Source organism: Streptomyces bungoensis (assembly GCF_001514215.1).
Classification (GTDB): domain Bacteria; phylum Actinomycetota; class Actinomycetes; order Streptomycetales; family Streptomycetaceae; genus Streptomyces; species Streptomyces bungoensis.
Map to the genome: position 1 here is coordinate 98,160 of NZ_KQ948863.1, position 12,616 is coordinate 110,775.

Below are 12,616 nucleotides of genomic sequence, written 5' to 3' on the forward strand. Positions count from 1 at the left end.
ATGGAACGGGCAGTTCACCGCAACGGCTGCCCCATGGGAATGGAACAGGGTGGCGTTGGACGGTGTCACGGTCGCTTTCCGGCCCGGGCCGGCGCCGCTGGAGGACGTCGGCAGGCCAGGGCCAGTGCGCGGATCGCTTCCGGGAACTGGCCACGATGCCACCGGCATCGGCGCGATCGCCCCTGGCGACTGCCGAGCGCAGTTCAGGTGTTCTCTCGTCGGGGGTGTACCCCGGGAGCGAAGCGTGCCCGTACGTCCGGGCTGTCCAGGAGTCGGGCCGGGTAGCCGGGTCCGGTCCGCACCACGACGTCTTGGTGATGCAGTGGTTCACCGCATGAGGAGCAGACGACTTCTGCCTGGGCGTCGTGGTCGCAGGCGGTGTGGTGCATGACCACGGGGACGCCGGTGCCGTCGGTCAGCCACCGGTCGCCCCATGCGTTGATCGCGGCGAGTACGCCGAAGAAGTCCCGGCCCTTGTCCGTCAGCAGGTACTCGTGGCGGAGCGGCTCGCTCTGGTAAGGGCGGCGCTGCAGGAGCCCCGCGTTCTCCAGGCGTCGAAGCCGGTCGGTGAGGGTGTTGCGCGCGATGCCGAGTGAGTCGGTGAAGCCGTCGAAACGTGACTCGCCGTAGAAGATCTCGCGCAGGACCAGCAGGGTCCAGCCGTCGCCCAGGATGTCCACTGTGCGGGCGATCGAGCAGGGCCAGCTGTCGAACGAGGTCCGTCTCATGCAGCGACCTTATCAGTTTCATCATGAGATTCACTTGTCCTCGGCGTCCCGGTCCGGCTAGCGTCTCGTGAGTCTCATCATGCAACTTACGAGGGGGAGCGATGAGCTCTACGCCTGCGAGCACACCGGCGGTCACCGTTGAACGGGACGGCCACGTGCTGCTGATGGGCCTGAACCGGCCCGCCAAGCGCAACGCCTTCACCAAGCAGATGCTCAGCGAGCTGTCGGCCGCCTATGGTCTGCTGGAGTCCGACGACGACCTGTGGTGCGGGGTCCTGTTCGCCCACGGCGACCACTTCACTGGTGGTCTGGACATGCTCGACGTCGGCGCCGAGCTGGCTGCGGGGAAGTTCGACGGTCCCGAGGGCGGGCGCGACCCCTGGCGCCTGGACGGACCGTGGTCGAAGCCCGTCGTCGCGGCCGCGCAGGGCTGGGTGATGACGCTCGGTATCGAGCTGCTCCTGGCCGCCGACATCCGCGTGGCCGCCAGGGACACGCGGTTCGCCCAGTACGAGATCCGCCGTGGCATCTACCCCTTCGGCGGAGCCACCTTCCGCTTCCCCCGGCAGGCCGGGTGGGGTAACGCCATGCGCTGGATTCTGACCGGCGAGGAGTTCGACGCCGCGGAAGCCCACCGCATCGGCCTGGTGCAGGAACTCGCCGCGGACGGGCCGGCCGCCATCGTCCGCGCCACCGAGATCGCCACCCTCATCGCCTCGAAGGCCGCGCCCCTGGGGGTGCGCACCGTCTTCGCCTCCGCCCACCTGGCCCACGAGTACGGCGAGAGCGCCGCGATCGAGCGGCTGCGCCCGGACATCGCACGGCTGTTCGCGACCGCCGACGGCGCCGAGGGAATCCAGTCCTTCATCGAGCGCCGTGACGCCGTCTTCACCGGCCGCTGACCAGCCACACCGCCACCCCCATCAGGAGGTTTCCAGTGACGACCACGAAGGCCCCTTCTCTGCCGAGAAGTACGTACGCCCGGTGGTCGCCGAGTAGGACGAGCGCGAGGAGACGCCCTGGCCGGTCATCGAGGAGGCCGACAAAGTCGGCCTGTACACCCCCGAGTTCGCGCTGCGCCGACCCGAATCCTGACTTCTCCCGTGCGCGCTGGTCGGCGTAAAGGCAGGCGGTCACCGCGGGCCGGGATGGTTCCCGGGACCGCCGCCTGGTCCGGCCAGCGGTGTCGGCGACAGCGTGGTGGGTTCCTCGCCGGGCTCCAGCAGAGTGTCCGCCGCACCGACGATCAGCGGATCAGGCACACCCACTGCTCCCTGATCCTTGGCCGGGTAGTCGAAGCGGTCCAGAACACTGCGTATCGCCTCCAGTCGGCCCCGCCTCTTGTCGTTGTTCTTCACAACTGTCCAGGGCGCGTGAGCGGTGTCGGTCGCCCGGAACATGTCGACCTTGGCCGCGGTGTAGTCGTCCCAGCGCTCGAGCGAGGCCAGATCGGTGGGCGACAGCTTCCAACGCCGTACCGGATCGACTTGCCGTATCGCGAACCGGGTGCGCTGTTCGGCACGCGACACCGAGAACCACAACTTCACTAGCAGGACGCCGTCATCGGTGAGGAGCTGCTCGAACAGCGGTGCCTGCCGGAGGAACTGGCGGTGCTCCTCCTCGGTGCAGAACCCCATGACTCGCTCGACTCCCGCTCGGTTGTACCAGGACCGGTCGAAGAAGACGATCTCGCCGCCGGTAGGCAGATGAGTCACGTAGCGCTGGAAGTACCACTGCCTCGCCTCCCGCTCGGTCGGCTTGTCCAGCGCCACCACACGGGCTCCGCGGGGGTTCAGCCGCTCGGTGAACCGCTTGATGGTGCCGCCCTTTCCGGCCGCGTCCCGTCCCTCGCAGACCACAGCGATCCGCTGTCCCGTCTCCTTCACCCAACGCTGCAGTTTGAGCAGTTCGATCTGCAGGATCCGTTTGGTCCTCTCGTATTCACGGCGCCCGATGCGGTGGTCGTACGGGTGGTTTTCCCGCCAGGTCCCGATCGGTCGACCGTCACCGTCCAGAAGCACCGGACGCTCCGGTTGCCGATCGTCCACCGCAAGCCCGCGCAACAGATCGTCCCCGCGCCCCGGACTCCGGCCACCCTGTGCTCCCGGCACGTGTTCCTGCTCGGCCACGACGCCGCCTCACCGCCTCACCGCTCGCGCCACCACTGTCCCCTTGCCCCTGCCCTCGCAACACCGCGGCAGACGTACGGGGGAGTGGCCGCCGGCCCCGTGATCACAGCGTGCGTTCTTCTCCCCGCGGGGTGGGTACAGGGCACGACCGCGGGACGCAGACCCGGCTTCCCGGCCCGGAGAAGCCGTGATCCACGCCCACCGAGGGGTGGCAAGAGGCCGGTCCGGACGAGTCAGTCCAGTGCGGCCTTGAGAACGGTGAAGGCGGTCTTCGGGTCGGCCAGAGCGTGGTAGATGCCGGGGATCTCGTGCTCGTCGAGGCCGAGGAGGCCGTAGAGGGCGTGCATCGCGCCGCGGACGGAGTATTCGACGGTGAAGACGACGTCCTCTGGAATCTCGGTGAACTGGCCCAGAAAGGCGAAGTTGGCCGCTTTACGCGGATGGACGAGCGGTCGGTCGTGCACGGTGCGCGGGGCGAATTGGCTGGTGATGTAGGGCATCATCACCGGGATCACGGTCGTGCTCGCCGCGACGTCCTCCTCGATGTCCGTCAGGCCGAGGTGGCCGAGGAGTTCGGTGAGGATCTCCCGGCCGCTGCACTCGGCCATCGGCCTGCCGACGAAGTCCCCCTCGTTGTCGACGAACAGGCCGTAGCCCCACAGCGTGTAGACGTCCTCCGGCTGCCCGTCGAAGTGCGGGGCGTGGGGAACAACCTGAGGCGACCATATACAGTGCGCGGAGATGGCAGCCTGGTCAGGGAGGGGAAGCGTGACCGACACGAGCAGCACCCGACCCGTCGACAGCAAAGCGCAAGCGCCGCGGCGGAGCCGACTGCACCGGGTGATGCGCGGCATACCCCTGATCGCGCCCGTTCTGCTGTGGGCCGTGCCCTGCTGGGTACTCCTGTACACCAGCCAGCACTGGCCGCTGCCTGTCACGCTGGTCGGCACCGCCCTGTTCGCCCTCGGTCTCGTATGTATGCCGCTCGCGATGGTGCGCGGCCACGGCCCGCGCCAGCAGGACCGGGCGGCGATCGTCGGTGACACCCTGCTGGGCGTCAGCTGGGTTCTGTTCACCTGGTCCGTCCTGCTCGGCGTCCTGTTGCGGGTCGCCCTGGTCGTGGCCGGCGTCGAGGACAGTCAGGACCGCGCCCGCATCGTCACTTGGGCGGTCGTCGGCGTGACCGCCGTACTGCTCGTCTGGGGGTACGCCGAGGCCCGCCGCCTGCCACGCGTGCGGCGACTCGACGTGCAACTCCCGCGACTGGGTGCCGGGTTGGACGGGACCCGCGTCGTCCTCATCACCGACACCCACTACGGCCCGCTTGATCGCGCCCGCTGGTCGGCGCGGGTGTGCGAGACGGTGAACACCCTGGACGCCGACCTGGTCTGCCACACCGGCGACATCGCGGACGGCACGGCCGCACGCCGCCGCGCCCAGGCCACCCCACTCGGTACGGTGCGGGCCACCCGGGCCCGTGTCTACGTCACCGGTAACCACGAGTACTACAGCGAGGCCCAGGGCTGGGTCGACCTGATGGACGAGCTGGGCTGGGAGCCGCTGCGCAACCGCCATCTGCTGCTCGAACGCGGAGGCGACACCCTCGTGGTCGCCGGCGTGGACGACGTCACGGCCGAGTCCTCGGGCCTGGCAGGCCACCGCGCCCATCTCGCCGGAGCCTTGAGCGGCGCCGACCCCGACCTGCCCGTCCTGCTCCTGGCACACCAGCCCACGTTCGTCGACCGGGCGGCAGCCGCCGGAATCGACCTCCAACTCTCCGGCCACACCCACGGCGGACAGATCTGGCCCTTCCACCACCTGGTACGCATCGACCAGCCCGCCCTCGCCGGCCTCAGCCGGCACGGCGCCCGCACCCTCCTCTACACCAGCCGCGGCACCGGCTTCTGGGGCCCGCCGTTCCGCGTCTTCGCCCCCAGCGAGATCACCCTGCTCGTGCTCCGCTCCCCGCACCTGCCCACCTCGCCGTAGCAGGGGACGGTCCAGCACATCCGCCTGGAGCTGTCCACGAGCAGGGGGTGCGTTGGCGACAGATGACCAGGGTCGTCTCGCCGAGGACTCCCGGGCCGACGGCTCCAACGAGTCGTATGTGGCCACCTTGGCTCTGTCACGTCATCGTGACGACGACCTTGCCGGCTCTCACGCGCCCGTTCTCGACGTACTCGAGGGCATCTCCTGTTGATTCGAACGGGAAGACGCGATCGACGACGGGCCGGATCGTGCCCTTCTCGACGAGAGCGGTGAGCTCGCGCAACTGGTCCCCGCTCGCCCGCATGAACAGGAACTCGTACGTCACGTGACGGCGTCGGGCGCGGCACCGGGTTCGGAAGCTCAGGGCGGCCATGGCGGCCCTGAGGATCGGACCGCCTCCCAGCTCCCCGGCGAACGCGGCGTCGGGAGGGCCGGCAATGCCGATGACCTTCCCGCCGGGCTTGAGAATCCGCAGGGACTTCTCGAGGTTCTCGCCACCGAGTGGGTCGAGGACGACGTCGTAGTCGTGCAGGACCGTCTCGAACGCCTGCTGTTTGTAGTCGACGACTGTGTCGGCGCCCAAACTCCTCAGGAGGTCGACATGGGCCGTGCTGGTCGTCGTGGCCACGTCCGCACCCAGGTGTTTCGCCAGCTGGACGGCGATGGAGCCAACGCCGCCGGAGCCCGCGTGGACGAGCACCTTCTGGCCCGGCCGCACCTGTGCCCGCTCGACCAGGGCCTGCCAGGCGGTCAGGGCGACCAGCGGGAGGGACGCGGCCTCGGCCATGGTCAGTGCGGTCGGTTTGAGCGCCACGTCGTCCTGGCGTACCGCGAGGTACTCGGCGAACGTGCCGATCCGGTCGCTGTCACAGCGCGCGTACACCTCGTCGCCCGGTGAGAACCCCTTCACGGCCACACCCACCTCGACCACCGTGCCGGCCAGGTCGTTGCCCAGAACGAACGGGACCCGGTACGGCAGGATGGCCTTGAAGTCCCCGTCCCGGATCTTCAAGTCGAGTGGATTGACGCTCGCGGCGTGGATCCGGACGAGGACGTCGTCCGGGCCGACTTGCGGCTCCGGTACTTCAGCGGCGCGCAGGGCCTTGGAGCCGTAGCGCTCGACCATGAAGGCTCTCATCGCCGTCTCCTCTCGTGGATTCCGCGCTCAGGCCGAGTTCGGCGCCAGGGCCAAGCCCTGCTTGACGAGCCGGGTGAGGTCGTCGGCGAGGATCTCGGGCACACCACGCTCGATGCCGTCCAGGGCCTGGGCGGCCACGTCGGCGGGGTCGGCCTTCTGATCCGCCGGAACGCCACTGGCCATGTCGGTGTCCATGTAGCCCACGTGCAGTGCCGAGACGGTGATGCCGCGGGGCGCCAGCTCCTCGCGGGCCGCGTCGGTCAGGGCCCAGGCGGCGGCCTTGGCTGCCGCGTAGGCCCCCAGGCCGGCAGGATGCAGCCAGGACAGCACCGACAGGACGTTCAGCACGGCGCCGCCACCGTTGCCCTCGATGACCGGTGCGAAGGCCCGGGTCACCGTGAGCGGCCCGTAGAAGTTGGTGTCCATCTCCAGACGCACCGCCTTCGGGTCGCCGGCGAGCAAGGGGGTGCCGGTGGAGATTCCGGCGTTGTTCACCAGCAGCGTCGCGTCCGAGGCGATGCGCGCCGCGGCGCGGACCGACTCCTCGTCGGTCATGTCCAGGGCGAGCGGGGTGACACCGGCCAGGTCCACGCTCTCGGGGCGGCGCGCCGCCGCGTAGACCTTGGCTCCGCGCTCCTGGAGCTGGATCGCCAGCCGGCGCCCCAGTCCCCGGTTGGCTCCCGTCACCACAGCGACCGCGTCCTTCAGTTCCATGGTCCGCTCCTTGTACAGCCGCCGCCTGAGCGCGACGCTGAATAGATTATGGATGACATCTAATCTCAGCATAGGATAGATGAGGACTGACATCCAGAAGGAGGTGACCGATGGGCCGCGTATCACAGACACAGGCGCAGGAGAACCGCGAACGGGTCGTGGAGACCGCGTCCCGGTTGTTCCGCGAGCAGGGCACGCAGGTCAGCGTCGCCGACCTGATGAAGGCTGCGGGACTGACCCATGGCGGCTTCTACAAGCAGTTCCCCTCGAAGGAAGCACTCGTGGACGAAGCGACCGCCCACGCCTTCGACGAACTGGCCCAACGGCACGCGGCCGGGATCGAGCGGCACGCCGGGCAACGCGAGGCCGCCCAGCGGGAGCTGATCGACGCCTACCTCTCCGTCGAGCACCGCGACAACGCCGGTGACGGCTGCCCTGTCGCCGGCCTCGCGGCCGACATGGCGCGCACGAGCGGCAATCAGCAGGCTCACCACCTCTACGCCGAGGGAGTGCGCACCTTCGCCGACGCACTCGCGACGGAGGACCAGGACGGCATCACCCGGCTGTGCACCATGCTCGGAGCCCTCGTCCTGGCTCGCGCCACGAAGGACTCGCCTCTCTCCACGGAGATCCTCACCACCGCACGGGCGGCCCTGACGGCAACAGACTGATCCACAAGGCGACCGGCGCGGGCCACATGCACGCGCCAGGCCACTCCGGGACGCGGACCTCTCCCCGTTCTGGCTGGACAACGTCTGTCGAACGCTTCACGCAGCGGTCGGCGATCACTGGCGGGATGGGTGTCCACGAGCGGAGCGGCGCGCGTCCACGTGGTGACGGGCGGACGCCATCGGCGCCGCTCCTGTGACGGGCAAGGCCGAGCGGGACACCGTCGCCCGGGAGCTGCTGCGCCGCCGCGATGCCGTCGTCCCAAGAGCCGGACATGGCTTCGGGAAGCGCAGCACTTCCGGCTCCGGAGTGGTCGAGGTGTTGCCTGAGCAGGCTCAACCCCGAGCCTTCCCTGAGAGGAGCGGGGAAAGCCCGGGGCATTTCGAGTGTGAGCCGGCGGCTCAGTAGGAGCCGGTACAGGCGAGCAGTGTGGTCTCGTTACGGAAGCCGCAGGCGGACGAGGTGATGCCGGCGTCGTTGACCATCACCGTGTGCTGGTCACTGCCGGAGTTGACGCGGCGCTCTTCGTAGGCGCCGCTCGAGTTGCTCACGCTGATCCAGTCGCCCACGCTGGCGCCGGTGATCTTGCCCCAGGCGGCGCGGCATGACGGGCTGTAGCGGAGCTGGATCGTGCGTCCTCCGGACGTCACTTGCTTGGCCGTGATGGCGTCACTGGCGCACGTGGTGCCGTTGGGCTCGACGCCGGTACATGAGGAGCCGTAGCAGGTGCCGGTCGCCGACGCCTCGGCAGCCGGGGCGGTGAAGGCGATCGTCCCCAACAGCAGTGCGGCGGAGGAGAGCCCTACCATCAATCGTCTGTTCAACGTTCCCCCCTGGAGGTAGAGCGCTGCCTGAGTGGCAGCGTCTCAGGTGTCATGGACACTAAGGGGACAACGGACCATTTACAGGTCTCATTCAGGACATCTGGACGTCACCCCCGTCCCTCGGCCCGGCCACGTGGCTAGGAGATCGGTGCTCTTCCCGGCAAGGGCCGTCATCCGGTGTGCGGGGACGAAGCCGGCGGAGCACCGCTCTCGCTCATCTGCCGTCTAGCAGGCCCCGAGGTCCTCCCACACACCCCATGGGCCGGTGGTGCCGGGCGTGTCGCCCGTCACCCACCACTTGGCGCGCCAGTTGTGGCCGCCGTAGGACACGGTGTCACCGCCGTTGTAGACCCGCGCGGCGTCCCAGGCCGGCGTGGTGCAGGTGTCCCCACCGCCACCGCCACCGCCGCCACCGCCTATGTTCACGTCGACGCACGAGTAGAAGGCGTTCGCGGTGTCCGCGATGTTCCACACCGCGAGTACCTTCTGGCGGCCCGTGAAGTCGCCGAAGTCCACCTGCTGGCTGACGTCTGCGGCCGGCTGCTGGTTGTGCCCGTCGAACTCGGCGATCTTCTGGCCACCGATGAAGTACTGCCAGTTGGCGGTGGCGTGCCGTGCCGTGTTGTGCCACGTGAAGGTCGCAGTCGTGCCGACCGGCGTGACCTTCCAGCCCTTGCTGTCGTTGTCGAGTTCGGCGTATTCCGAGTGTCCGCCACTGCAGCTCTGCAGGCCCTTGGGCCCCTCGACGCTCTGCGGTTCGTACTTGATCTGACCGCAGTCGACGACGCCCTCGGCACACTGTTCCTGCCGGCTGGTGGGCAGCGTGACCCAGCCGTGGGCGCTGGCCGTGCCCACCGGGACGCTGACGGCGAGCACCGGAGCGACCAGCGCACCGATCACGAAAGCCGCTCGTCTTTCCTTGTTCATACCGTGTCACTTCCTTCGGAGTCTTCGGAACCGGCGCCTGTCGAGCCCGGTCTTGCCCGTCCAGCGCGGTGCGTGGTCCGCATCGCCTGTCCCGCTCGGCTCGACCGGCGCCATGGGCCCGAGGCGATGCGCGGCATAGGTCTGGACCTGATGTCCGTTAGGTCTAGACCATAGCGTCACGCCCGGCCCGGTCAAGGGTTCGCGCCGAGGGTTCGTTCTCTCGCGCCCCCGCGCGCCACCGGCCCAACGGTCCGCCCTCCGTGACGTTGCGTCTGCCGGGTGCGACAGGTTTCTGCAGTACCGGACGGCTCCCCTCGTGCGAGAGCCGACGGAGTCACGTCGCTCCATGGCGCGCCCCTGGCTGACCCTCCGGGCGTGGTCCAGCCCGTCGTCGTGCGTCCTGCGCAGGGACGAGACGCCAAGCGGCGGCGTAGTGGTCTAGTCCCTTTTTGGTCCAGACCATTGACTCTCTCCTGTGGCGGCCGCTATCCCAGTAGTCGGCAACACCCCCGCCCCCGTAGGGACATTGGCCACCCCCTCCACACACCGGGACTGACATGAGACTCGTGCGCTCCTTCAGCGCGGCCTTCACCGCGGCCGCCACCACGGCGGCCGCGTTAGGCCTATCCCTCACGGCAACCGGCACCGCCCAAGCCGCGACGCCACTGCCCGACCACGTCTTCGCCCCCTACTTCGAGGCCTGGACCGGCGAGAGCCCCGCCGCCCTGTCCGCCCGGTCGGGCTCCAAACACCTGACGATGGCGTTCCTGCAGACCGCGTCCAAGGGTTCCTGCACGCCCTACTGGAACGGCGACACGAGCATGCCGATCGCCGCCTCGACCTTCGGCGCCGACGTCAAGACGATCCAGAGCAACGGCGGTGACGTCATCCCCTCGTTCGGGGGTTACGCGGCCGACACCACCGGCACCGAGATCGCCGACAGCTGCACCGACGTCCAGCAGATCGCCGCCGCCTACGAGAAGGTCATCACCACCTACGACATCTCCCGGCTCGACATGGACGTCGAGGTCGACTCCCTCGACAACACCGCCGCCATCGACCGCCGCAACAAGGCCATCAAGCTGGTGGAGGACTGGGCGGCGGCCAACGGCCGCAAGGTGGAGATCTCCTACACGCTGCCGACCACCACGCACGGCCTCGCGGACAACGCCGAGGCGCTGCTGCGCAACGCGGTGAGCAACGGCACCCGGGTCGACGTCGTGAACCTCATGACGTTCGACTACTACGACAACCAGCCCCACGACATGGCGAAGGACACCCAGACGGCCGCCCAGGGTCTGTACGACCTGCTCGCCGAGCTGTACCCGAGCAAGACCCCGGCCCAGTTGTGGAACACGGTAGGCGTCACCGAGATGCCGGGCGTCGACGACTTCGGCAACGCGGAGACCTTCACCCTGAGCAACGCCCGCACCGTGTACGACTGGGCGGTCTCCAAGGGCATCAACACCCTGTCCTTCTGGGCGCTGCAGCGAGACAACGGCGGCTGCGCGGGCGGGGCCGCCGCGGACAACTGCTCAGGAATCCAGCAGAACCAGTGGGACTTCACGCACATCTTCGCGCCGTTCACCGGCGGCACCACCACACCGTCCGACGACTTCTCCGTCGCGCTCAGCCCGGCCTCGGGGTCCGTGGCGGCCGGCCGGTCCGCCACGGCCACCGTGAAGACGGCAGTGACGAAGGGCGAGGCCCAGAGCGTGAAGCTCAGCGTCAGCGGAGCCCCGGTGGGTGTCACCGCCTCCCTCAGCCCGACGTCGCTCACCGCGGGCGCCACCTCCGTGCTCACCCTGGCGACCACCTCGGCCGCGGCCTCGGGCACTTACAACGTGACCGTCACCGGCTCGGGGACGTCGGGCAGCCACTCGGCGACCTACTCCCTGAGCATCACCGGCGGCTCCGGCAGCCAGTGCACGGACGCCCCGTGGGCCAAGGACAAGGTGTACACCGGCGGCCAGCAGGTCTCGTACAAGTCCCACATCTGGAAAGCCAAGTGGTGGACGACCGGCGAGGAACCCGGCACCACCGGCGAGTGGGGTGTCTGGCAGGACCTCGGCGCCTGCTGACCGCCGTTCCCCCAGTCGGACGGCGCCACCACCCACCCGGCCATGACCGCACTCACCCGGACGCCGACCGCACCGGAGCACCTGGGTGAGTGCCGGGGCGGCCTGACCGCCGCCCTGCGGCACGAGACGGGCGGGTGACGAGGTGTGAGCCGGCCGGCCTGCACGCACCACCAATCCCGCACGGTTCGGCCGGTACCGTCAGCGACGCGTCAGGGCGCGGTCAGCAACTCCTGCCACTGTTGTTCCTGTGACCGGCACGGGAGACCGAGAGCCGGGATCAGGGAGAGGTGCCCGGAGTGGTTGATCGGGGACCAGCGAGCTCGGCTCACGGTCGGGCCCCTTCGGGGCCCACGCAGGTTCGAATCCTGCCCTCTCCGCCGCGACCCGTCCGGCCGGTGGCCAGTGCGCGTCGGTACGGCAAGGAGGGCCCAGCGGGGGAGCGGCCTCAGGAACCGCCCCGCTCGCGGGGGATCTTCTGGCCGGCCTCGATCGCCACGGGCAGCCGGTTCCCGGCCGGCGGCAGCGGGCAGGTGGCCAGATCGGTGTAGGCGCACGGAAGGTTCGCGGCCCGGTTGAAGTCCAGAACGACCGTGCCGTCGGCGGCGGGCGCCTCGAGGGCGAGGGCGCGGTTGGCCGCGTAGGTGGTGACTCCTGAGGTCACGTCCGTGAACAGCACCAGCAGACTGCCCGGGCTGTGGCCGGGGAACGCGGTCAGCGCCAGGGACTGCCCCTCCAGCTCGAACTCGACGCGGCCCGGGGCGTCGTACACGTGCTCCAGGCCCTCGACCGCCGCGCCCACGGTCGTCGGGCGCGGCTCGTCGAAGGCCGTATAACGGCCGGTCACCACCCAGCGGGGATGCGGGGCGTAGGCGGGCGTGCCCGTGAAGGCGGTGCGCAGCGGGGCGTCCGGGTGCCGGGGACGGACGATGTCGCTGCCGCCGCGTTTGGCCACCTCGATCACGGCGTCGCCCCAGACCGCGTCGACACCGCCGCGCTCCGGGAGCACCCCGAAACGGTGCTCGCCGCGTACGGGGGCTGCGTCCACGAACAGTTCCCCCCTTCGTCGAGGATCACCACGACCCCGTCCGGGCCGGTCGACCAGGTGCCCGGAGCGTCCGGGAAGCGCTGCGGTTCGCCGTCGAGCCAGTGCAGGCCGGTGACCGCGAGGAATCCGTGCGGGGCGGCGAGCCGATTCTCCTGCCTGGTGTGCCACTCCTGCCAGTCGCGGGTGAACGCCGCCGGCTCTGCTGTGGTCTCCTGGACGGTCATGCGTGCTCCTTCGTCTCCTGCCGATGGGATGCGGTCGTGAGGTGACGGCCGCCGGGGATCGGCCGCGAGCGGTTCGCGGGTGTACGGGTGGCCGGGCTCGGTGCGCAGATCCTCAGGGCTGCCCGTCTCGACGACACGGCCGGCCCGC

12 protein-coding genes and 2 pseudogenes are annotated in these 12,616 nt (G+C 69.5%); 5 read left to right on the top strand and 9 right to left on the bottom strand.

Annotated elements, in window-relative coordinates; all coding sequences use genetic code 11:
- Window positions 1-203: 203 nt before the first annotated feature.
- Window positions 204-728, bottom strand: coding sequence for a winged helix-turn-helix transcriptional regulator (locus AQJ66_RS24100; protein ID WP_061926157.1), 525 nt, complete (start codon window positions 726-728; stop codon window positions 204-206).
- A gap of 101 nt (window positions 729-829) precedes the next feature.
- On the opposite strand from AQJ66_RS24100, the gene AQJ66_RS24105 reads away from it, so the two are divergent.
- On the top strand, window positions 830-1,630 hold the full coding sequence (locus AQJ66_RS24105; RefSeq protein WP_061926160.1) for a crotonase/enoyl-CoA hydratase family protein: 801 nt from the start codon (window positions 830-832) through the stop codon (window positions 1,628-1,630).
- On the opposite strand, the gene AQJ66_RS39735 is transcribed toward AQJ66_RS24105, so the two are convergent.
- From AQJ66_RS39735 to AQJ66_RS24120, 3 genes are all read right to left on the bottom strand, one after another.
- The gene (locus tag AQJ66_RS39735) at window positions 1,617-1,865 is read right to left on the bottom strand and encodes a hypothetical protein (RefSeq protein WP_061926163.1); all 249 of its coding nucleotides are present in this window, start codon (window positions 1,863-1,865) and stop codon (window positions 1,617-1,619) included. The two genes, AQJ66_RS24105 and AQJ66_RS39735, sit on opposite strands and share 14 nt — an antisense overlap.
- Window positions 1,862-2,857, bottom strand: coding sequence for a polyphosphate kinase 2 (ppk2, locus tag AQJ66_RS24115; protein ID WP_061926164.1), 996 nt, complete (start codon window positions 2,855-2,857; stop codon window positions 1,862-1,864). Before ppk2 ends, AQJ66_RS39735 begins: the two co-directional genes overlap by 4 nt.
- Before the next feature lie 233 nt (window positions 2,858-3,090).
- Window positions 3,091-3,636 carry an oleate hydratase gene (locus AQJ66_RS24120; RefSeq protein ID WP_061926167.1) on the bottom strand — a complete coding sequence of 182 codons (546 nt, stop codon included), beginning with the start codon at window positions 3,634-3,636 and terminating at the stop codon, window positions 3,091-3,093.
- Here AQJ66_RS24120 and AQJ66_RS24125 point away from each other — a divergent pair.
- On the top strand, window positions 3,626-4,846 hold the full coding sequence (locus AQJ66_RS24125; protein ID WP_061926170.1) for a metallophosphoesterase: 1,221 nt from the start codon (window positions 3,626-3,628) through the stop codon (window positions 4,844-4,846). The genes AQJ66_RS24120 and AQJ66_RS24125 overlap by 11 nt on opposite strands.
- 136 nt (window positions 4,847-4,982) lie before the next feature.
- On the opposite strand, the gene AQJ66_RS24130 is transcribed toward AQJ66_RS24125, so the two are convergent.
- Both AQJ66_RS24130 and AQJ66_RS24135 read right to left on the bottom strand, forming a co-directional pair.
- Window positions 4,983-5,984, bottom strand: a complete 1,002-nt coding sequence (locus AQJ66_RS24130; protein ID WP_061926173.1) for an NADP-dependent oxidoreductase — start codon at window positions 5,982-5,984, stop codon at window positions 4,983-4,985.
- Window positions 5,985-6,011: 27 nt separating this feature from the next.
- A complete protein-coding gene (locus AQJ66_RS24135) occupies window positions 6,012-6,698 on the bottom strand; it encodes an SDR family oxidoreductase (protein WP_061926174.1) in 687 nt (228 codons plus the stop codon).
- 110 nt (window positions 6,699-6,808) lie between these two features.
- Between AQJ66_RS24135 and AQJ66_RS24140 the strand changes: the two genes are divergently transcribed.
- The gene (locus AQJ66_RS24140) at window positions 6,809-7,369 is read left to right on the top strand and encodes a TetR/AcrR family transcriptional regulator (protein ID WP_061926178.1); all 561 of its coding nucleotides are present in this window, start codon (window positions 6,809-6,811) and stop codon (window positions 7,367-7,369) included.
- Window positions 7,370-7,768: 399 nt separating this feature from the next.
- Here AQJ66_RS24140 and AQJ66_RS24145 read toward each other — a convergent pair whose 3' ends face one another.
- Both AQJ66_RS24145 and AQJ66_RS24150 read right to left on the bottom strand, forming a co-directional pair.
- A complete protein-coding gene (locus AQJ66_RS24145; RefSeq protein ID WP_061926181.1) occupies window positions 7,769-8,176 on the bottom strand; it encodes a DUF2690 domain-containing protein in 408 nt (135 codons plus the stop codon).
- A 240-nt stretch (window positions 8,177-8,416) separates the two neighbouring features.
- Window positions 8,417-9,118 (bottom strand): lytic polysaccharide monooxygenase, encoded by a 702-nt coding sequence (locus AQJ66_RS24150; RefSeq protein WP_061926185.1) that lies wholly within the window; start codon window positions 9,116-9,118, stop codon window positions 8,417-8,419.
- 557 nt (window positions 9,119-9,675) lie between these two features.
- On the opposite strand from AQJ66_RS24150, the gene AQJ66_RS24155 reads away from it, so the two are divergent.
- Entirely contained in the window at window positions 9,676-11,199 is a 1,524-nt protein-coding gene (locus tag AQJ66_RS24155; protein WP_061926188.1) for a chitinase, read from the top strand.
- A 281-nt stretch (window positions 11,200-11,480) separates the two neighbouring features.
- Window positions 11,481-11,576, top strand: a pseudogene (locus AQJ66_RS38970).
- A gap of 68 nt (window positions 11,577-11,644) precedes the next feature.
- On the opposite strand, the pseudogene AQJ66_RS24160 reads toward AQJ66_RS38970, so the two are convergent.
- Window positions 11,645-12,468 (bottom strand): annotated as a pseudogene (locus tag AQJ66_RS24160) (DUF1684 domain-containing protein).
- Between the last annotated feature and the right edge of the window lie 148 nt (window positions 12,469-12,616).